Source organism: Microcoleus sp. T3_B1 (assembly GCF_036700445.1).
GTDB lineage: Bacteria > Cyanobacteriota > Cyanobacteriia > Cyanobacteriales > Microcoleaceae > Microcoleus.
The window spans coordinates 33,436-53,630 of record NZ_JAUBOX010000036.1 but is presented as its reverse complement, the minus strand read 5'-3'; the positions used below and the strand labels follow the sequence as shown (position 1 = coordinate 53,630).

16 protein-coding genes are annotated in these 20,195 nt (G+C 46.2%); 8 read left to right on the top strand and 8 right to left on the bottom strand.

The annotated features are described in order from the left end of the window. Positions 1-689 precede the first annotated feature (689 nt). The 3 genes from QT990_RS19730 (at position 690) to psb27 (ending at position 6,010) form a co-directional block, all read left to right on the top strand. On the top strand, positions 690-3,515 hold the full coding sequence (locus tag QT990_RS19730) for a cation-translocating P-type ATPase (RefSeq protein ID WP_333146106.1): 2,826 nt from the start codon (positions 690-692) through the stop codon (positions 3,513-3,515). Between the two features lie 257 nt (positions 3,516-3,772). Next, positions 3,773-5,026: a DNA replication/repair protein RecF gene (locus QT990_RS19725; RefSeq protein ID WP_333146108.1), complete on the top strand. Its 1,254-nt coding sequence runs from the start codon at positions 3,773-3,775 to the stop codon at positions 5,024-5,026. Positions 5,027-5,611: 585 nt separating this feature from the next. After that, the gene (gene psb27 / locus QT990_RS19720; RefSeq protein ID WP_333107406.1) at positions 5,612-6,010 is read left to right on the top strand and encodes a photosystem II protein Psb27; all 399 of its coding nucleotides are present in this window, start codon (positions 5,612-5,614) and stop codon (positions 6,008-6,010) included. Between the two features lie 179 nt (positions 6,011-6,189). On the opposite strand, the gene QT990_RS19715 is transcribed toward psb27, so the two are convergent. Then, positions 6,190-6,357, bottom strand: a complete 168-nt coding sequence (locus QT990_RS19715) for a hypothetical protein (protein WP_333146110.1) — start codon at positions 6,355-6,357, stop codon at positions 6,190-6,192. 11 nt (positions 6,358-6,368) lie between these two features. On the opposite strand from QT990_RS19715, the gene QT990_RS19710 reads away from it, so the two are divergent. From QT990_RS19710 to QT990_RS19700, 3 genes are all read left to right on the top strand, one after another. Next, a complete protein-coding gene (locus QT990_RS19710; protein ID WP_333146112.1) occupies positions 6,369-8,012 on the top strand; it encodes a family 10 glycosylhydrolase in 1,644 nt (547 codons plus the stop codon). 427 nt (positions 8,013-8,439) lie between these two features. Then, positions 8,440-9,063, top strand: coding sequence for a restriction endonuclease subunit R (locus tag QT990_RS19705; RefSeq protein ID WP_333146114.1), 624 nt, complete (start codon positions 8,440-8,442; stop codon positions 9,061-9,063). 73 nt (positions 9,064-9,136) lie between these two features. Continuing rightward, a complete protein-coding gene (locus QT990_RS19700; protein ID WP_333146116.1) occupies positions 9,137-10,414 on the top strand; it encodes a bifunctional sterol desaturase/short chain dehydrogenase in 1,278 nt (425 codons plus the stop codon). A gap of 429 nt (positions 10,415-10,843) precedes the next feature. Here the strand turns inward: QT990_RS19700 and QT990_RS19695 are convergent, their stop codons facing one another. The 6 genes from QT990_RS19695 to QT990_RS19670 form a co-directional block, all read right to left on the bottom strand. Continuing rightward, complete coding sequence (locus QT990_RS19695; RefSeq protein ID WP_333310707.1) at positions 10,844-11,317, bottom strand: TerB family tellurite resistance protein; 474 nt, start codon at positions 11,315-11,317, stop codon at positions 10,844-10,846. 207 nt (positions 11,318-11,524) lie between these two features. Next, positions 11,525-13,426 carry a M61 family metallopeptidase gene (locus tag QT990_RS19690; protein WP_333465662.1) on the bottom strand — a complete coding sequence of 634 codons (1,902 nt, stop codon included), beginning with the start codon at positions 13,424-13,426 and terminating at the stop codon, positions 11,525-11,527. Further along, entirely contained in the window at positions 13,423-14,103 is a 681-nt protein-coding gene (locus QT990_RS19685; RefSeq protein ID WP_333104596.1) for a Crp/Fnr family transcriptional regulator, read from the bottom strand. Before QT990_RS19685 ends, QT990_RS19690 begins: the two co-directional genes overlap by 4 nt. A gap of 568 nt (positions 14,104-14,671) precedes the next feature. After that, complete coding sequence (locus tag QT990_RS19680) at positions 14,672-15,556, bottom strand: inositol monophosphatase family protein (protein WP_333310711.1); 885 nt, start codon at positions 15,554-15,556, stop codon at positions 14,672-14,674. A 23-nt stretch (positions 15,557-15,579) separates the two neighbouring features. Then, positions 15,580-16,422 carry a transposase gene (locus tag QT990_RS19675; protein WP_333465661.1) on the bottom strand — a complete coding sequence of 281 codons (843 nt, stop codon included), beginning with the start codon at positions 16,420-16,422 and terminating at the stop codon, positions 15,580-15,582. Continuing rightward, the gene (locus QT990_RS19670; protein WP_333409959.1) at positions 16,382-17,014 is read right to left on the bottom strand and encodes a helix-turn-helix domain-containing protein; all 633 of its coding nucleotides are present in this window, start codon (positions 17,012-17,014) and stop codon (positions 16,382-16,384) included. Before QT990_RS19670 ends, QT990_RS19675 begins: the two co-directional genes overlap by 41 nt. 398 nt (positions 17,015-17,412) lie before the next feature. Here QT990_RS19670 and QT990_RS19665 point away from each other — a divergent pair, with 398 nt between their 5' ends. Continuing rightward, positions 17,413-17,547 carry a hypothetical protein gene (locus QT990_RS19665; protein ID WP_333143011.1) on the top strand — a complete coding sequence of 45 codons (135 nt, stop codon included), beginning with the start codon at positions 17,413-17,415 and terminating at the stop codon, positions 17,545-17,547. Positions 17,548-17,574: 27 nt separating this feature from the next. Further along, a complete protein-coding gene (locus QT990_RS19660) occupies positions 17,575-17,706 on the top strand; it encodes a hypothetical protein (protein WP_333143012.1) in 132 nt (43 codons plus the stop codon). Positions 17,707-18,065: 359 nt separating this feature from the next. Here the strand turns inward: QT990_RS19660 and QT990_RS19655 are convergent, their stop codons facing one another. Further along, on the bottom strand, positions 18,066-19,991 hold the full coding sequence (locus QT990_RS19655) for an alpha-amylase family glycosyl hydrolase (RefSeq protein WP_333465660.1): 1,926 nt from the start codon (positions 19,989-19,991) through the stop codon (positions 18,066-18,068). Between the last annotated feature and the right edge of the window lie 204 nt (positions 19,992-20,195).

The window sequence follows — 20,195 nt, the reverse complement described above, 5'->3', positions numbered from 1 at the left end:
GAGGCCTGCAAAATTCGGTGTGGGAAAAATCCCCAAGATTTTGAAGCCCCTCGCCAGAGCCTCAGCTTTTGCCGGAAATATCACCATTTGAAGACTAAACTCAGCCGTTGGGCATTGGGTAAAAGCCGAAGAAATTGCTAATTTTTAGTAGTAAGGTGGATAGGTGCTATCAGATACATTTAACCCGGTAAATCCAGGATTGCGCCTCGATATACTGTGTATGGCAGATCGGGCATCGCTTTTAGCGATCCCTAATAGGGAGGTATCTCTCAAAGCTTTCAACAAAATATTGAAAGCGCTATTCAATGCGTTACGTTTTTGGGGGCTGAGCCGTTACGCTTACTACGAAACTTTTTCGCTTAGTCCGATGCTTCGGCGCTGGTTTTAAACGGTAGCCTATCCTATTACATACTGCCAATGTCTACCGCTATCTTCTAAGAGTTTACAAGAATTCGTTTACTATACGAAAACAGCCGTAGGTCTACAAACGGCGCGATCGAGCCACCAGACGCATTAAAGTTAAAAGCTTATTGCTTCCCCGGCATCGAACGGCCCCAAACCAGTCCCAAGTTAAACAGTTTTTTACTCAGAACTCAAAACTTAAAACTCTCTCACTGTAATCAGCCAGATGGATCGGCTGTAGCTGTCCGGCCACAACCACCTTTATGCCCCACGATCGATCGTAATTTATGTCTTCAAATTCTCCCTCTTCTTGGCACACCGTAGCAATTGACCAAACTCTCCAGCAGCTCAGCAGCAACAAAGACGCTGGCTTGAGCAGCAAACAGGTGTCAGAACGCTTGCAGCAATACGGCCCCAACGAACTCGAAGAAACAGGAGGCCGCAGTCCGTGGTCGATTTTTGTCGATCAGTTCACCAACATCATGTTGTTGATGCTGATGGGTGTGGCCGTGATTTCGGCTTTTTTGGACATCAGGTCAAATACTTTTCCCAAAGATGCGATCGCCATTTTTGCGATCGTCATACTCAACGGCATTCTCGGCTATTTCCAAGAGCAAAGTGCTGAAAAAGCCCTCGCAGCCCTCAAAAACCTGGCTTCCCCCCTAGTCAGAGTCGTGCGGGACGGCAAAACTTCGGAAATAGCCGCCAAGGAACTCGTACCCGGAGACGTGATGCTGTTAGAGGCTGGGGTAAAAATAGCAGCAGACGCACGCTTGATCGAAACATCAAATCTGCAAGTCAGAGAATCTGCTTTGACAGGAGAAGCCCTAGCAGTAACCAAGCAAGCAGAGCTAGAACTTCCAGAAGATGCTTCCTTGGGCGATCGACTCAACCTGATTTTTCAGGGCACAGAAGTTGTTCAGGGACGAGCAAAGGCGATCGTCACCAACACCGGAATGAAAACTGAACTGGGCAAAATTGCCACCATGCTTCAGTCAGTAGAAACCGAACCGACTCCCCTGCAACAGCGGATGAGCCAGTTGGGAAATGTTCTAGTCTCCGGAGCCCTAGCCTTAGTCGCAATAGTCGTCATCGGCGGCATGATTACCTTCCAAAACGGCGGCATCGGGTTCGATACCAGCAGGTTTGAAGAGTTGTTAGAAGTTTCTCTAAGCATGGCTGTGGCTGTGGTTCCCGAAGGACTCGCAGCAGTCGTGACAGTCACTCTGGCACTCGGAACTAGGCGGATGGTGAAGCGAAACGCCCTGATTCGCAAACTGCCTGCAGTAGAAACTTTGGGATCAGTTACTACCATTTGTTCTGACAAAACAGGTACTCTGACTCAAAATAAAATGGTAGTTCAGCTAGTCTCGACGGGCGACTGCACAGTCGCCGTAGCAGGCGACGGCTATGCCCCGATCGGAGATTTTACCGATCGCCTGACATCGGCCAAAATTAATAATTTAGAGGAATATCCAGAACTCGAATCTTTATTAATTGCCTGTGCAGTTTGCAACGACGCAGTATTGCAACAAGAACAGCAACAATGGCAGATTTTAGGCGACCCCACAGAAGGAGCTCTGCTGTGTGTAGCCGGAAAAGCAGGCATTTATAAGGAAAAACAGTCTCAATTGCTGCCACGGACGGCGGAATTTCCTTTTTCTTCCGAACGCAAGCGGATGAGCGTGATTTGCGAAGTGCCAGGCCGATCGGGACATTCGGGATTTCCAGCAGTTGAAGGACAGCAGCCGAATTATTTGATGCTGACCAAAGGTTCTCCAGAGTTGACTTTGGAGCGCTGCAAAGGCATTATAGTCGGCGATCGAGTACAACCTTTAACCCAGGAAATGCGCGATCGCATCCTCGTCGAAAACAACAACATGGCAAGCGGTGGTTTGCGAGTCCTCGGGTTTGCGTACAAACTCTGGGAAAACTTGCCGCCCGAAGGTTCTGAGGAAACCAGCGAACAAGACATGATTTGGCTGGGACTCGTCAGTATGCTGGATGCCCCGCGCCCGGAAGTGCGGGAAGCAGTGGTGAAGTGCCGCGATGCTGGCATTCGGGTGGTGATGATTACAGGAGACCACCAGTTGACAGCCAAAGCCATCGCCTACGATTTAGGTATTGCAACAGAGGGCGATCGAGTTCTCACCGGTCAAGAATTAGAAAAGCTCAGCCAAGAAGAACTCAAACAGCAAGTCGAACAGGTTAGCGTTTACGCCCGCGTCTCCCCCGAACACAAATTGCGGATTGTCCAAGCTTTGCAAAGTTGGGGCAAATTTGTCGCCATGACCGGCGACGGCGTTAACGACGCCCCAGCCTTGAAACAAGCCGATATCGGCATCGCAATGGGGATTACCGGCACCGATGTCAGCAAAGAAGCTAGCGATATGGTGCTCCTCGACGACAACTTCGCAACTATTGTCGCCGCCGCTGAAGAAGGGCGAGTGGTTTATAGCAATATTCGCCGCTTTATTAAATACATTTTGGGCAGCAACATCGGCGAAGTTTTGACAATTGCGGCCGCACCTTTAATGGGTTTGGGAGGAGTGCCGCTGACGCCTCTGCAAATTTTGTGGATGAACTTAGTAACAGACGGCGTTCCCGCTTTGGCTTTGGCCGTGGAACCGGGGGAACCGAACGTGATGAAAAGGCCTCCTTTCAGTCCGCGAGAAAGTATTTTTGCGCGGGGTTTGGGTTCTTACATGATTCGGGTCGGGATTATTTTTGCAATTTTGACGATCGCGATGATGTCCTGGGCTTACGGATATACCACCAACCCTAACCATGTTGGAGATCCCGAAGCTTGGAAAACAATGGTGTTTACAACTCTTTGTTTGGCGCAAATGGGTCACGCGATCGCAATTCGGTCTAACACTCAGCTAACTATCGAGTTAAATCCCTTCACTAATGTTTTTGTGTGGGGGGCTGTAATTGTGACTACTATGCTGCAATTAATGCTGATTTACGTTCCGCCACTGAGAGCCTTTTTCGGCACTCATTATTTAACGGGGTTTGAGTTGCTAGTTTGCTTCGGTTTCAGCGCTCTGATGTTTGTCTGGATTGAAATGGAAAAACTGTTTGTGCGCTTTTACAACAAATCTAGGAAATAGTGTTAACGGCTGACGGATAGTGAGCGATGTTTCATTATTCGTTAGATGGCTCTCATTCCGCGCTCTTCTCAACATCCGCAAGATATCCCGCAGGGGTTTTTAACCCCTGCCTCAAAGCAAAAGTCCTCGCTATGAGGACTGAAAAAACTATGTTTTAAAAATACAAAGAAAAATAAAGATTTTTCTGGCAGGGTGATTATCAATAACCCACGTCAACAGTCAGCAGTCAACAGTCAACAGTCAACAGTCATTATATTATGTATTTAAAAACGCTGCACCTACGGCAGTTTCGGAACTACTTCGATCAAAAGGTAGCCTTTGAGGCTCCCAAAACTATTTTAGTAGGAAATAACGCTCAAGGAAAATCTAACTTGTTAGAAGCGGTAGAGTTGCTTTCCACATTAAAAAGTCATAGGGTAGGGCGCGATCGCGATTTAATACTCGACTCAAAGCCGATCGGGCAAATTGATGCTACACTCGAACGTCAAACCGGAGCGATCGACTTAGCTTTAACTCTTCGCTCTGGGGCGCGTCGGACACTGAAGCTCAATGGTGAACCGCTGCGTCGCCATTTAGACTTTTTGAGCGTCTTAAATGTAGTGCAATTTTCTTGTTTGGATTTGGACTTAGTGCGTGGCGGGCCCGAAGGAAGGCGCAATTGGATCGATCGCCTAGTCATCCAATTAGAACCGATTTACGCTCACATTTTGCAGCAGTACAACCAAATTTTGCGCCAGAGAAACGCTCTGTTGAAACGTTCTAAAGAAATCAGGAAAGCGGAATTTTCCGACAGTTTTGACAAAATGCGATTTATCGGATCTGAAACTCCCGAAGACCAAAATATCGCAGAATTCCCAATGCCCAATGCCCCATTCCCAATTCCCCATTCCCAATTCCCAATTCCCAGTTCGGAATTAGCTTTGTGGGACGCGCAGTTGGCGACAGCGGGCGCTCGCGTCATCCGCAGGCGCGATCGAATTTTGGAGCGTTTGATGCCTTTAGCTCGAAATTGGCACCGTTCAATTAGCGGTTCAGCAGAAGTTTTGGATGTGAAATACGATGCTAATATTGAAGTAAGTTCAGAATTTATCGCTAAAGATAATCTCGAAGGAGTGCGGCAAGCATTTTTAGAGAAAATTCAAAAAAGGGCGATCGCAGAACAGTTTCAAGGAACCACTTTAGTCGGCCCCCACCGCGACGATATTACATTTACAATTAACAATACCCCAGCTCGTCAATACGCATCCCAAGGTCAGCAGCGAACTCTGGTATTAGCATTAAAATTAGCCGAATTGCAGCTTATTGAAGAAGTCGTCGGCGAAGCGCCTTTACTCTTGCTCGACGACGTACTTGCAGAACTCGATCTGAGCCGCCAAAATCAACTTTTAGAAACAATTCAAGAACGATTTCAAACTCTGATTACTACAACTCACCTAGGCGCTTTTGATGCTCAGTGGCTGCGACAAACCCAAATTCTCTCCGTCGTTGCTGGACAAATCAATCGATTTTAGATTTTAGATTTTAGATTTTAGATTGACAAATTTTCTGTTTCATGGTATGAGAACAAAAAAATGTAGAAAGTGGCATTATTAGGTCAATTCGAGATAGGATAAAGGTTAATTTTGATTGCCGCTTTCGCTTCCATTTTTCTAAACCTTGTCAACGACCCAGGTCTAAAGACACTGGGCTTCTAGCCTAAGACTTAAACCACAGTTGACCAGACTAAGTACCTCGCGTACTACGTTAACGGTAAGAGTTTAAAGACCTACCAAGGGATGCGAAGCTAGTTCCTTGCTCTAGAAATTTAGGATTAAACAGACTTATTGGGTTAAATCAGTGTCCTAGATATAGTACCGGCCGTTAACTTTGTCGAAGCTAACATTACCCCGAAAGGGAGGCTCATAAAAGAGCGAACATTATGCGTACAGGGTTGCGAAGTTTGAGATGGTAATTGTCCCATCGAAAGTACACTACAAAAGTACACCGAATCTAGCAATCCCAAGGCGGTAATGGAAAGATTCACGCCGGTTTCAACCGCCGAGTCGTTTCCCTCTCAGCACTCTTCGTGACTGAGTTTCCCACTTACCGAATTTTTTATGAAGCATTACATTTCCCGTCTGTTAGCCCTGGTATTAGTTGTTGTCATCGGCGTAGCGGGCTGTACCAATGTTCCCGCCACTCTGAGTGGAGATTATGGTCAAGACACATTAGCATTAGTTAAGAGCTTGAGAACAGCGCTCACTTTGCCAGAGGGCACGCCGGAAAAAGCAGCCGCTCAAGCCAAGGCTCGCACAAGTATCAACGATTTTTTTGCTGAATATCGCCGCGATCCCGCTCTTACCAAGCTCGCCTCTTTCACGACAATGCGGACGGCATTAAACTCTTTGGCAGGACATTACAGTTCCTATCCAAACCGTCCGGTTCCTGAAAAATTGAAAAAGCGTCTTGAGTCAGAATTTCAGCAGATTGAAGCTGCTCTTAACAGAGGAGCTTAATCTCAAAATTTAGGATCGAGGATAAATTTTAATAATTCATCTTTCATCCTTGATATTTGAGTGTTAACAATTTTTAGTAGAAATATCAACTGCTTTTAGCGCCCACTGTATCCAGGCGCTTTTTTATGCAGCATTTAGTGAAAAAATACTGCAAAACCGTTTAATCGCGGAGTCTTGTCTTACCCGATCGCCCTTATGGAATTTAAATAGCCGCCAGATAGAATTTGCATTGTGCGATCGACTTGTGCCATAACTAGGTCAACCGAAAAAAGTAGAAAATTTGTAGCTGCTTGTTGAGCGCGATCGCATTTTTGCGATGCCACCCAATTTAAACCAGAAAACCCCATTCAATTCTCCCATGAAAATTGCACCAACTCGCATCGCGAATTTTCAACACCAGCGACGCTTTTTAAGTGCGGTAACTGCTGTTTTAACCAGTAGCTTCATCAGCCAGCTTGTGTGGCCGTTTATCGGAAATCAACCAGCTTTGGCCCAAACATCAGCCTATTGCCAATTATCCCCAGAACAAGTCAATCAAAAAGAAGACTTGCGCCGCGCCGCGCTGTCGGGAAAACGGGAATCTCAGCAAGCATATTTTGCTGTTTTGAACAAACACGCGCGGGAAATAGCAGAATGCCGCAAAAAAACTTGGCCCGAAACCCAAGCAGTTTGGCTGCGTTTGTATCCCTGCGATGTCAGACCCGGAGAACTCGATCGAGTATTAGACAAAGTTGTGAATAAAGGCTACAACCAAGTCTATATAGAAACATTTTACGATGGTCAAGTGCTGCTCCCAGTTGCAGACAATCCAACGGCTTGGCCTTCTGTTGTGAGAAATCGCGGTTACGAGAAATACGATTTGTTAGAAAAGGCGATCGCCAAAGGCAAACAGCGAGGTTTAAAAGTATACGCCTGGTTATTTACCATGAACTTTGGCTATAGCTATTCTCAGCGTCCAGACAGACAGCAAACCCTCGCTATCAACGGTAAAAATCAGACAAGTTTAACAGTAAGCGAAGAGGCAGCAATTAACGAGGACTTCGGAGAAGTTCCGGGCAATCAAGCCTTTATCGATCCGTACAACCCACAAGCACGGCAAGACTATACTTTGTTAGTAAATCAAATACTTAAGCGCAAGCCGCAAGGAATGTTATTCGACTACATTCGCTATCTAAGGGGCATCGGACCCGCTTCAGTTGCTACCAAAGTTCAAGACTTGTGGATTTACGGCCCAGCATCCCAGCAAGTTCTTTTGCAGCGGGCTAACAATCAGCAAGGGCGAGATTTAATTCAGCGGTATTTGACTAAAGGATTTATCAATACTAATGACGTTCAAGCAGTAGTCAAACAGTATCCAACTGAGCGAGAACCTCTTTGGCAGGGGCGAATTCCGCAGGCGATGTCAGTAACAACTCCAGCTTCTAGAAGGCCGAATGCCGCATCAAGATCGGCCTCAACAACTCCCGCCACTAACAAGCCCAACCCTGCAACTCCCACACCAAAACCGACACCGCCGCTTCCCGATACCGGCACTCTGCAAAAAGACCTGTGGAAACTGAGCGTTGCTCACGCAGTACAAGGGATTTTAGATTTTTTGGGGATAGCAATTCAACCCGCTCAAAGGATGGGAATTCCTGTAGGAGCAGTGTTTTTTCCCACTGCAAATCAAGCGATAAATCAAGGGGGATATGATTCGAGGTTGCAGCCTTGGGACACATTTCCGGCTGCTATAGAATTCCACGCCATGTCTTACGGAAATTGCGGGGATGTAAGCTGCATTGTGCCACAGGTGCAGCGGACAGTGAGTTTAGCGCCTGCGGGAGCAAAAATTATTCCTGCGATTGCTGGAGATTGGGGAAAACCTCTTAAAAATCGGCCGTCTTTGGAGATTCAAATGCAGGCAATTCGCTCGGCGACGCCGCAAATTAATGCGGTGAGCCATTTTGCTTTTGGGTGGCAAGAACCGGAGGATGAAAGGGCGCGGCAAACTTGCAGATTGTAGATACATTTCTGGACGCACAGGGTGTCATCATCTAGTTTTATGGTTGCGGAGCCTAAAAGCGTAGATTTTGGATCAATAAACCGGGTTTTTCTATCGGAATCGGCGGCGAACCACGATTGATTTGCCTAAAAAAAACCCGGTTTTTGCCTCAGTATTGATTGAGTGCGATCGACCTTTGGCAAAAAAAATTAATTTACCAAATTTTCGACCTAGCTGAACAATCAGGCATAATGAGATTGTTCAAAAATTGCTGGAAATGCAAGCGGGACAAAAACAGCCAATTGCCGATCGCAAATCCCAATGAACAGACATCTGGGCCAAATTAACTTACTCAGAATTTCATCTGCGTTCATTTGCGTTCATCTGCGGTTAAAAATCCAAATTCTGCTAAAGTTATTAATAACCATAAAACCCTTTATTAATCATAATGCAAAAACTACAAGCAAGAGATGTCAACCTCCGCTATCTAATCGATAACTTCGGTTTACAGCGAGTTCGTAACAGCGAATTTTTCCGAGAATGGCAAGAAAACTTACCCGAAGTAACAGACTCAGAAAAACAATTGCTCGATCGCGTTCAAGACATATACTTCAACTTGGTAGATAACCCGCCTGTATGGGAAAATGCAGTCAAGCTAACAATTATCAGCCCCATTTTGTTTATTGCCGGTCTGTATGAGTCTCCTTTTCAAGTCAAAGCCGAAAAGTCGATCGCAATTCAAGAGGAAGACGAAGGCAGAATCATCGAAGGCAGAATAGATACCCTAATTATGAAAGCAAACTTGTGGGTGACAGTAATTGAATCCAAACAACTTTCGTTTTCAACTGACGAAGCACTCGCACAACTCCTGACATATATGCTGGCAGATCCGAACCCAGAAACTCCTACTTTTGGAATGATTTCCACAGGTGCTAACTTCAATTTTGTCAAGTTAGTTAGAGGCGAAACTCCCCAGTATGCGCGATCGGCTGAATTTGTTATTTCCAATCCCAGCAATGAATTGTACCGCGTTTTGCAGATTTTAAAACGCCTGAGTCAACTTCCAGACTAGCAATAAAAGCCATTTTGAGTTATCTTTCAAAACAGACAATCTCTAATATCTCAAATTTCAAACTAATGTGAGCATGGTAAATTACTGGATAGTCGGCGCTGTGGCAATAGCTTCTGTCTGCTGGGCAGAAATAATACGAGACTTTTATCACGTCGTGTCCCATTATTGGGCCCCCCTACAAAAGCTGCACACTTGGCATCACCGCGTTTTCCGCCCGAATTTGACCCCCGTCAGCGAAACTATTTACAAGCAAGCACACTGGCGTCACGACGTGCCCGAAGGTGCGGCGATGATGGTTTTAGGCTTGTTGCTGTGGGTTGTAGCTTATTTTGGGCTGCCGGAATATCACTGGGGTGCAGCCGCCGGTTGTATTTATACTTTAGGCTTTTTGTTGAGCGCGATCGCCCGCGGGTGCGGCATCAAAGGCGCAGACGAATTAACCGACATCACCCACCAACCGGGAGACTTCCTTACTCCCCCTGGCAAGTGGTTAGTTAATAAACCTTATCACTGGCGGCATCACTTCGACAATCAAAATGCTTACTATTGCGGTACTTTCACCTTAATAGATAAACTTATGGGTACAGCACTTTCTCTCAAAGGCAAAACTGTAGCCGTCACCGGTGCATCGGGAACTTTAGGTCGTTCGCTTCTCAAACACCTGCACAAAGCTGGTGCAAAAGTGATCGCCCTCTCCTCTGGAAATGAGGAAGTTACTTTGAATTTAGACGGCGAAAGTTTACCTATAAAAACCGTAACTTGGCAAGCTGGCCAAGAGGCAGACTTAGCCCTATTTTTAGAAAAAATCGATATTCTCGTCATTAATCACGGGATTAATGTACACGGAGAAAGAACAGGAGAGGCGATCGCAAACTCATACGAAATTAACACTTTTTCCGCGTGGCGGCTGATGGAACTCTTTTTCTTAACAGTCCGCACTAACGAAAACATCGCTTGCAAAGAAGTCTGGATCAACACTTCCGAAGCAGAAGTAATTCCCGCTGTCAGTCCCCTGTACGAACTTAGCAAACGCGCCCTGGGAGATTTAGTCACCCTGCGGCGGCTAGACGCACCCTGCATCGTTCGCAAACTGATTTTAGGGCCGTTTAAAAGCAACTTAAACCCGATCGGCATCATGTCTCCCGACTGGGTAGCGCAGCAAGTTGTCAAACAAGCTAAAGCTGATGCCCGCAATATCATCGTGACAATTAATCCTTTGACTTTTATCATTTTTCCAGTCAAAGAGTTTTTTGTTTCCCTCTACTTCCAAATTTTCAGCCGGAAAGCGATTTCAGAGATTAAAGCAGTGGCGACATCGGAAAAATCTAGCGTTGAATCTAAGATTAATTAATCAACCAAAACCGGGTTTCCGCAGGGGCGGCGGCTGTGACTGTCCGCCCTGCTGCTAAATTCCACAAAACTAAAGCGTTTCTCGCATCGTCACGACTAAGGATCGCGAATTAAATAACTTACACTTTTAATTGTTATTGTGGGATGGGCGTCCCGCCCGTCCTTTTTGGACGGGCGGGACGCCCATCCCACAAACTTGTGGAAGTTATTTAATTCTCATTCCTTAGCAAATTGGGAGTCACAATCCGCTTTATTTCCCTTCAGCTTTAGTTGTAAATAGTTGCACTCATAAAAATATTATTCCGATACTTAGATAACAAGACTTACCGATGGGGGGCTTATTCCCGGTTTCTACGAAAAATTCCAGGTTGAGTAACGAGAAATCTAGGAAGAAACCGGGTTTCTAAGCAAAGCGCGCACAAGTCCTAAATTAACCTTTGATGAACTTTTCTAATTTGTGAGCCATCTTCTCGACAATTCCCTCCGAAGTATCTCCCGCCGATGATTCAGCTTCAATACGCTTGACCGCATCCTCTGGAAGATTGAGCAACTGCACTAATTTTTGATAAGCTGCGGCTTCTTCAGCGTTAATTTTTGGTTCGTCAGGAGTGCGAGAACTAGAAGAAATCACTTCATAGCCGAGTTGCAAGACTAATTCCTTTTCATCTTGAGTTTCTAGTTGGCCGATCAACTCGTCAAGGGGGATATTTTGCATGACGTAATCCCGCAGTTCTTGTTGCATTTGTTGTCCGTCGGTATCTGGGGCAAACAAACGACAAAAGCGATCGAGCATTAAATTAACTTCTTCTGTCGCGAGTTGGCCGTCAGCCCAGGCCATAGAAGCAACAATCCTCAGCAGATTCATCTGGCGGGGCGTAATTGATGGAGGAGGTGGGGTTTGCATAATCAAAATTGGTAATTGGTAATATTAATTCCGGTGCAACCGGAATTATGGTTGACTGTTGACTGTTGACTGTTAACTGTCAGTCGAAAAACTGAATGATAGTTGAGTATTTACGGGTGATTCAATTTTACCAGGAGGATGCTAGCGGAATTGGGAATTGAGCTTGATTTCTTCTGGTCTTTTCTTTCCCGTTCACCTTCTGTTAGGTCACAATTTCGATAAAGGAACTCCCAGCCATCCAGTAAAGTTTTGTTTCTGAATAGCGGTGGGCTGTTCCACCGGCACGATCGAGTAACGCATCGGGCGCGGCGGGGCGAGAGTAACAGGACAAGTCCGCAGTTCGTCTTGGTGAAAAACTGTCACCGAGACGATATCCCCAGGCTTGAAATCTTTTAGTCTCTCGCCCGCTTGTTCTGAATTTACCCGAAAACCTTCGATCGCCAGCAACTCGTCTCCCGCATCAATTCCTGCCAATTGTGCCGGAGATCCTACTTCGACAAATTTAACCATTTCCCGCCCGTTTTCGGTTCCCAACGTCCAACCGATGCGAGGTGTTTCGCTAGTTTCACTTGCGGTGAGTTCCAGCCCGAAAGGTTGCAGATACTTGTTGTAAGGCAACTCTTCTGTACCGTCAATATAGCGGGCGAAAAAGTCGCTCAAATCGATGCCGGCGACGGACTCGATCGCACTTTGCAACTCTTCGGGAGTAAAGCCTATTTCTGCTGGCAGCGAAGGAGAATTTAACTGTCCGTTTGAGGTCAAATGCGCCGATTTGCCGTCGGTTCCCGACTTCAGGTCAAAATCGTCGTTTTGGGCAGAATTAGCATTGCCAAACTGCTGCCACATCAAACGCATCACATCGTCGAGCGATCGCTCATTGCCGTGTTTGGCTCGAATCAACAAATCGAGCAAAAACGAAACAACTTCCCCTTTCAAATAATAGGAAATCTGCGAGTTGTCGCTGTTAGCATCCCTACGATAAAGTTTAATCCAAGCATCCCAGCTCGACTCGCTCAGAGGCTGCACGCTCCGCCCCGGAGTCGTCTGCAAGCGAGTAATTTCCTTAGCCATACCTTGGAAAAAACCTTTCACACTGTAGATACCCGCTCGAAAAGGAATGACCAAATCGTAATAACTGGTAGTGCCTTCAGAGAACCATAAAGAAGGAGTGTAATTCTCTTTTTCGTAGTCAAATACTTCCAGAGCTTTCGGTCGAATGCGCTTGACATTCCACAGGTGAAAAAACTCGTGAGCTACCAACTGAATAAAGCGTTCATACTTTTCCTTAGCCCGAAAACCAAAACGCGGATAGTTGAGAGTGCAGCTCTCCTTGTGCTCCAAACCACCAAAACCAGAGCCGGACAAATGCAGGAAAAACACATAGCGTTCGTAAGGCAAACCGCCGAACATTTTTGCCTCGACTTCGATCACTTTTTGGATGTCTCGAATCGTGCGTTCTGGTTCTAAGTTGCCTTTTCCCCAAACAACTAGCTGGTGGGCTTTTCCCATCACTTCAAAATCGTATACTTCGTGACAGCCAATCTCAAAAGGACTGTCTACGAGAGTGTCAAAATCCGCCGCAGCGAAAGTAAGATTTTGGCCAGAAACAGGTGGCAAAGTCGTAACGGTGCGCCATTCGGGCTGCGGTGGCACAACGGTTACGGTGTAGCAGTTGCTTTCAAAACCGGGCAAGAAAAAGCACAAAGCCGCCGGATTGAAATAACCGTGCGTCGAGTCTAAATGATTGGTTCGCACTGTCAGTTCGTTGGCAAAAATGCGGTAGAAAACCGTGACATCTGACACCGAATCGGTCTCGATTTGCCAGTGATTTTTGCTGAGCTTGCGCCAAGGTAAAGCTCGATCGCCCGCCTGGGAGCTAAAATCTTGCAGGTGGCGGGCGTACTCTCGAACCAAGTAAGAACCGGGAGTCCAGACAGGCATTTTTAAATCCAGAACCGGCTCCGACCAACCTTGCACGCGCAAAGTTACTTCAAAGAGGTGGGATTCAGGATTCGGCATCGCCACCGAATATTGAATTGTCGGTGGTGTTAGTTGCCCCTGACGGTTGCCGACAGCCGACGAGGTATCCAAAGAAGTAACATCAGTCATTGACTTGCCAAATTAATCAAGTGCTTGAGGTTGATCAAATGGATAGTTTCGCGGTCTGGATCGATATTGATCCAACCTTTACTATCGAGTTTTTCCATAATTTTGCTGGTTTCATCTAGGGTGATATCTGTCACATCCGCTAAGTCTTCATAAGGGATATTGAAGATATCTTTGCCCTCAGCAGTTTTCTGACCGTAGTTTTCTGCCAGCTCGACTAAAGTATTTGCTAGTTTAACCGCTGGCTGGCGGTTTCGGAGTTGATAGCGGAGATTGGTTTGGCGGAGCCGCCGCACCATCAGTTGCAGCATCCGGTGGTGCAATTGCGGGTCTTTAAACAGCGTTTGGATAAATCGCTGAGCTGTGACGCTGAGAAGTCGCACGGGCGATAGAGCAAGTACGTCATTCGATCGGGGAGATTCGTCCAGAATGGCCATTTCGCCGAAGAAGGCACCCCGTCCTAAAATAGCCATTGATACAGCTCGATCGTTTGACAAGCGCCGGACTTTTACCCAGCCAGACACGACAAAGTAAATCGCGTTGCCCCAAGAATCCTCCATCACCACAGCTCGGCCCGGGGGATACTCATGCTTGACGGCATTTGATAGCAGCCCTCCCAAGGTTTCTGGGTTAGCACCCTTAAATAGAGGGAATAGCTCACTGAAAGCTTCTGTCTTCATCAAAAAAATGGGTAGAAACCCCGTCCTTCTAGGACGGCTTTATATTGTCTTTTTTTGATTACTACCGCCTTGGGACTGGTTGGCGGGAGTGTGCTTTTGTGTTGCACTTTCAGCGGGACAATTACCGCCTCAAACTTCCCAGCCCTGTACGCATAGTGTTTTGCTCTTTCGAGCCTCCCTTTCGGGGTGATGTTAGCCTGCGCCTTGGTTTAGTGAGCTTGTTGGGCCCAAAGCACTGCCCCAGTGACATTAGGGCTGTTTAACCTTCAGCGACAGAGCCCAAAACTGGCTTCGCATTCAAGGAGTGTCGTGACTCAAAAAACGTAGTCAGTTAAGACGATAGCTGGTCAGAATGGCTTGTCGGATTACTCTTCCAAGCCTCACGCCGTCGGGGCTGAGGTTCCTGACGCAAAATCGCGGAGGTGGGAAATATGATTAGGCGAAACCCAACAGCTAGGGAACGATCGATGTTTGGGAACACAAACAATCCGTTGCTCCTTTAATTGATGATAAGGGTGCAGAGGCCCGGTTCACGTAAAATTGACAGATTCTTTAATCTTAAACGGGTTTACAAGCCTGCCACTGCCTGTTGAACTTTGCCCAACAGAGGTTCTATGTATTCCGGCCAGCCGATCGCGATTGACTGCGTGTGGGCCAGAGTCTCCGGCTCGATCGCATCTTTAGTCCACCTCAGTGGTTGACCTTGCAAGTCGCAACACACCAATCCGGCTGCTTTTGCTAGCGCCAGAGGGCCGGCGGTATCCCATACTTTAACTCTGCCGTTGAGATACAGGTACAAACCAGCTCGACCGAAGATAACTTCCATCACTTTTAAGCCAAAGCTGCCCAGCGAGTAAAATTCTGCTCCGGGGATGCTTTGGGCGATCGCCCGGGCGTAGTTTTTTTGGTCTTTGTCTCCGAGAACAATTTTACAATTTTCCGCTGTCGGGGCCGGGGGTTTGCATAGCGCGATCGGCTGCGACGCTTGGGTTCCCACACTTTGGAACAATCCCCAATCTTTGCCACCAAAATACATTTGGTCAAAAGCCGGGGCGTAGAGCCAGCCGGCCACCGGTTCCCCTTCCAGCAGCAGCCCCACCATCGAAGCGTAGTGCAGCTTTCCCCGAATAAATTCTTCAGTCCCGTCGAGGGGATCGATGCACCAGAGGCGCTGGTAATTGGCCCCGTAAGCTGTTCTGGAGGCGACGTTTTCCTCGGTGATCCTGCCGTCTTCAGGAAACAAAGCGCTAAATGCTGCCGATAGTTGTCGGTCTAGGTATTGATCTATACTCGTCACGTAGTCGTTGGGCCCTTTCTCGGACACTTCAAAAGGTTCGGCTGCGAGTTTGTAAGCTTCTTGACCGCACTCGCGCAGGGTGTAGCGAATTTTTTGGTCTTGCTCTGGAGAAATATACATGAGGTTAAACATAAATTCTTTAGCTAACTTCAGCATAAAAGCGTGAACGAACCTGACGGTCAACGGAGTACCGTTAGACCGCAGGCTTCTTTTTCCTTTTTTTCAAAGGCTTTTTTGAGTGACGGAGTTCCCCCGCCACTTTCGTAACTCAATCCAATCTTCTTTATGAGTTTGGCTGAATTTTTATCTCGCTCCAAGGATTCTCCACACTGACAACAATGCCACCGCTCTGATAATTCTTTCGGCACTTTTTTGAGGCAGTTCCAGCAATGTTGAGAAGTTCCTTTGGGGTCAACAAATAGAACAGTTTTACCTAACTTCCAAGCAACATATTTGAGAACGCTGGCGAATTGTCCATGAGCCGCATCAAGAATGGATTTATTCAAGCCACTTTTTGCTGACTGGCTGTTCGGTAAATAAACCAAATTACCATTCTCAATACCAGTCTTGGGCTTGGCACGTCTAGTCAGATTTTTGACGCTCAAATCTTCAACAACTAAAACATCACATTTACCGAATAGCTCATGTGCAGTTTTGAATTGAAAATCTAATCTAGCTCTCGCTACAAACTGATGGAGTTTGGAAATCTTGTCCTTGATAACTTTCCAAGGCTTAGAACCCTTAACTCTATTAGCTAACTTTGCTTGAAGTCTTGCTAATTTCTGGGCCGACTTCCTCAAGAATCTAGGATTTTCTACCCTTTTGCCACTGGAAAGATAAACGTAATTAGTGACTCCCAAGTCGATACCAATAGTATTTTCGACCGTCGGTTGAATTTCTGCAACCGTTACGGGAACCCTTTTATCTTCTAGCGTCAGGGAAATATACCACCCATCCGCTTCTTTGATAACTGTGCCCGTCTTAACTTTGAACTTTGTTGGTATTGGACGGTGGAAAACCATAGGCACGCTTACCTATTTTGGCGAGGCTAATACAAATCCTATCTTGCTCGTCCTTGACAATATCTAAGTTGTCTAATTGAGGATAAGTGAAAGATTTGTAGTAGTGAAGCCCTTTGAATCTGGGCCTCCCTCGACGAGTGCCGTTTTTGTCGGGGGTGGTGAAATTTGAAAAGGAAGTTTCAACTCTGTTGACGACATCTTGCAAAACCTGAGAATCCAGCACTTTGTAATCAGGAAATAGCTTTTTAGTGTTTTTCAGATCAGCCAGTTGTATTGTCTGCCACTGTACATATCCGCCTTCAATGTTTGAGAAAACATCACCTTTCCTGGTCAAAGGATTGCCTGACTCATCCTTTTTTCTGCCGTCCCTGGTTTGCACTCTAGTCAAGGGAATATTTTGATAAATTTCCTCAATCGGGACTATCGAAACAATCAAGGGACAGGCGTTGATAGGTGTTCTCGTGGCTTCCCACCACCTAAATCTTTCGCCGAGTCGGTAGTTGTACTGCCGACGGCAGAGTTCTAAATGAGCCACAATAGTTGTTAGTTGGGCTTTCGTGGGTTTGAGGCGGTATTTGTACGTGAGTTGCATTTTTTAACTTCTTTTTTTCGACCTACCTTAATGTACCATTTCTTTTGATTTAATGTTTAGAAAGTACATCAAAGTTAAAGGTACTCGCAATGTCTAATTGTCGCTTTGGGTACCTACACCCGACGCTTCTGGACATCCCTGCGGTAATTCCCAACGGGGTACTTCGCGCAGCGCTCAGATTAATCCCCTCTAAATATACCGAGGGACTTCTCGGCTGGTAGTTAAGTCCTTGCAATCGATCGGCGTGTGTCACTGTTTTTGATTCGTACAGGATTTGCGCGCAGGTGTCGATCAACGCGGTTTCCTAACCATCAGCAGCGTTTTCGGTAAAAATTAGCGGTTTTTCTAAAGATGCTAAGGCTTTATCGCAAGCTTTCCCCGATACTATGCCAGAAAATATGTCGCGCAAATTCTATGAATGGCCAGATTTAGTGCAGCTTTACCGCGATGCAGACGTAATTGCAGTTTGTTTGATGGACAATAAATATGCTGCTGGAGGTACGGCTTTACTGGAAGCAATGGCTTGCAAGTGACCCGTTGTCATTACTCGGACTCAAGGTATGGTCGATTATTTAGCGGCCCCGGATATTGCTAAAGTGGTAAATGTGCCAGATGCAGCAGGTTTGCGCGAGGCGATCGTCCCTTTGCTAAAAAATCCTCAAGAAGCTGAATCTCAAGCGCAGCGGGGCTAAGAAATGGTTGTGAACCCGCACAGTAGCGAACGTTATGTCGATGTTTTAGCCCACAAGTTGCGATCGCTTTAATAAAACTGTAGGGTGCGCCTCGGCGCACCATAACTCACGCCCGGAGGATGCACAATGCACACCTTACTGATATAGATAAAAAGCCCAACTATTTATTACCTAAGTCATATTTAAAAAGTAATGAATTATGAGTTGCAGTTCCTAATTATATCTCACAGCCGTTACGTACCTAGTAAATAAACCGGGTTTGAAAAAGATAATCGAAAGCCTTAAGGAAGTATTTTCGTTCATCAAACCCGGTTTCTGTGCCTAAAACAGTTTCACCCAAAACTCCGAAATCAAAACTATTAAGACTCCCGTCCACTCGCCCACTTATCCCGCCATTTCACCGTCCCTTCGGAAACTAAAACCCAGCGGCGACAAACCAGATTTTCTCGCAGCGGCGAGAGTCCTTCCCGTAGCAGCGCATACTTATAAGAAATCAACTTCCCGGCACTTTCATTAAAAGGAATTTCCCCAAACCAAGTATTAGTATTGATATACTCCAACGGGAAACCCTTACTAATATCCCAATTCCCCAGTTCAGGACAATCTCCAATCACCACAATTCTTTCCCCAGGCTGAGTTCTAACGCTGTTAAGCTGCGCCCGCACAATAGTTTTCGCCTTAACTCGCTCTCCGACGCGGCTAAAAATCATTACTTCCCGCGAACCCAACTCTAAATTGTACAGCATCCCATCTTTAACTTCAAACTTGCGGCGCGATAAAACCTCCGTATGCTCTCCATCAGGCAGCTCAGTATCAACCTCTTCAATTGTAACTGAATTGCCACGATTCATCGCTACAAACACCACAGAATCGCGATAGCGGCGCACGTAACAATAAACATCAGGAGTTAGATATTTTTGCCACTGACTCCCCATCGAAATAGCTGGATTCAGCCGCCGCAATCCCGACAGCAATCGCACAGCTCGGTAAATCGGCGAATCAGTATCCCACTTTTCCATCATCGGGCGGTTGTAGGGGTCATTTCCCCCATCTGTATCATCGTGCAGGTACTGTTCGGTGCCGTAATAAATGCAGGGAATGCCGCGAGTCGTCATAATTAAACCTATCGCCAACAGCAGCATTTCTGGATCGGGATTCAACGACTGAAACCTCGGCATATCGTGGTTGTCAATAAAAGTAATCAACTCCGTCGCCCCGTAGTAGCGGTGATCCAAATTCAGGACATCTTGGACTAACTTAAATCCCGCCTCCGCACCCTTCCCCAATACTTCTCGAATTGCCACGCACAGACCAAAATCTAAAATAGTCATCCCCGACTCGTTGACAAATTCCACAGAACGATCGTTTCTAGGGTCGCTGTAAATCCATTCGCCAAAAATGAAAACATCAGGTCTGTGTGTTAAAATGTCAGCATTAAATTCCTGCCAAAACCAAATAGGCATATGCTTGACTGTATCAACCCGCAAAGCATCAACACCTCTGTCCAGCCATTGTTTAATTGCTGACTTAATGTAATTGCGGTAGGCAATATTGTTTTCGTTGAAAGTTGCTAAACCCGACAGTTCGCAGTTTTGGACTTGCCATTCATCTTCCCAGTTTTTGACTTCGCCGTAGTGGTGATACCAGTTATCTTCATCGTCGTTAAAGTCAGCTATTTTTACGCCGTCGTCGTAGAGTTCTCCTTTTTTCCCGCTAAAATCAGGGTTGCTATGATTGCAGACAATATCGAGCACGAGTTTCATGTTTCGCTGGTGCAACTCGTGTACTAATTTGTCAAATACCGTATCTTTACTTTCTTGTGTTTGGTTAATAGAAGGATTGTCGCCTGTGGCAATAAAGCGGGGATTTAGTCGCTTGAAATCTTTAGTCCAGTAGCCGTGAATTGCAGCTTGTTCGACAAATAATGCTTCAACTTGCTCGAACAGTGGAGTCAGCCAAACGGCGGTAACTCCCATATCTTTTAAGTAATCGAGTTTGTCGATAACTCCCTGCAAGTCGCCGCCCCAATATTTGCCCCAATCTTTCCCTTCTGGATCGTAAAGTTCTGGGTTTGGGCCTTCGTTATTTTCGGGGTCGCCGTCGTAAAAGCGATCGACTACAATGAAATAAATTGTTTCTTGTCGGAATTCAATGTCTCTCGTGTAGAGGAATTCTAAATCGATTTCGCTTTCTGGCTTAACTTCTGCTACCAGAGACTCAATTTTTTCTTCTGATTCTGTAACTTCGTATTGAGACGAAGTTTGATTGGGAGTGACTGATGTCATGAGATGTATTTTTTGATTATAGTAAGATTTGTCAGTTATGCGGAGCTAGAGTCGGAGATAGCTTTCCCCTCTGACTGACTTTTACAGCATCATACGGAATTTACTCGTTTAATGAAATCTTCCTTTAGACAGAGGGCAGACTCATCCTTGAGTATTAAGTGGATGAGAGTTAATATTTAGCGTCATTCTCAATCCAAGAGGCAG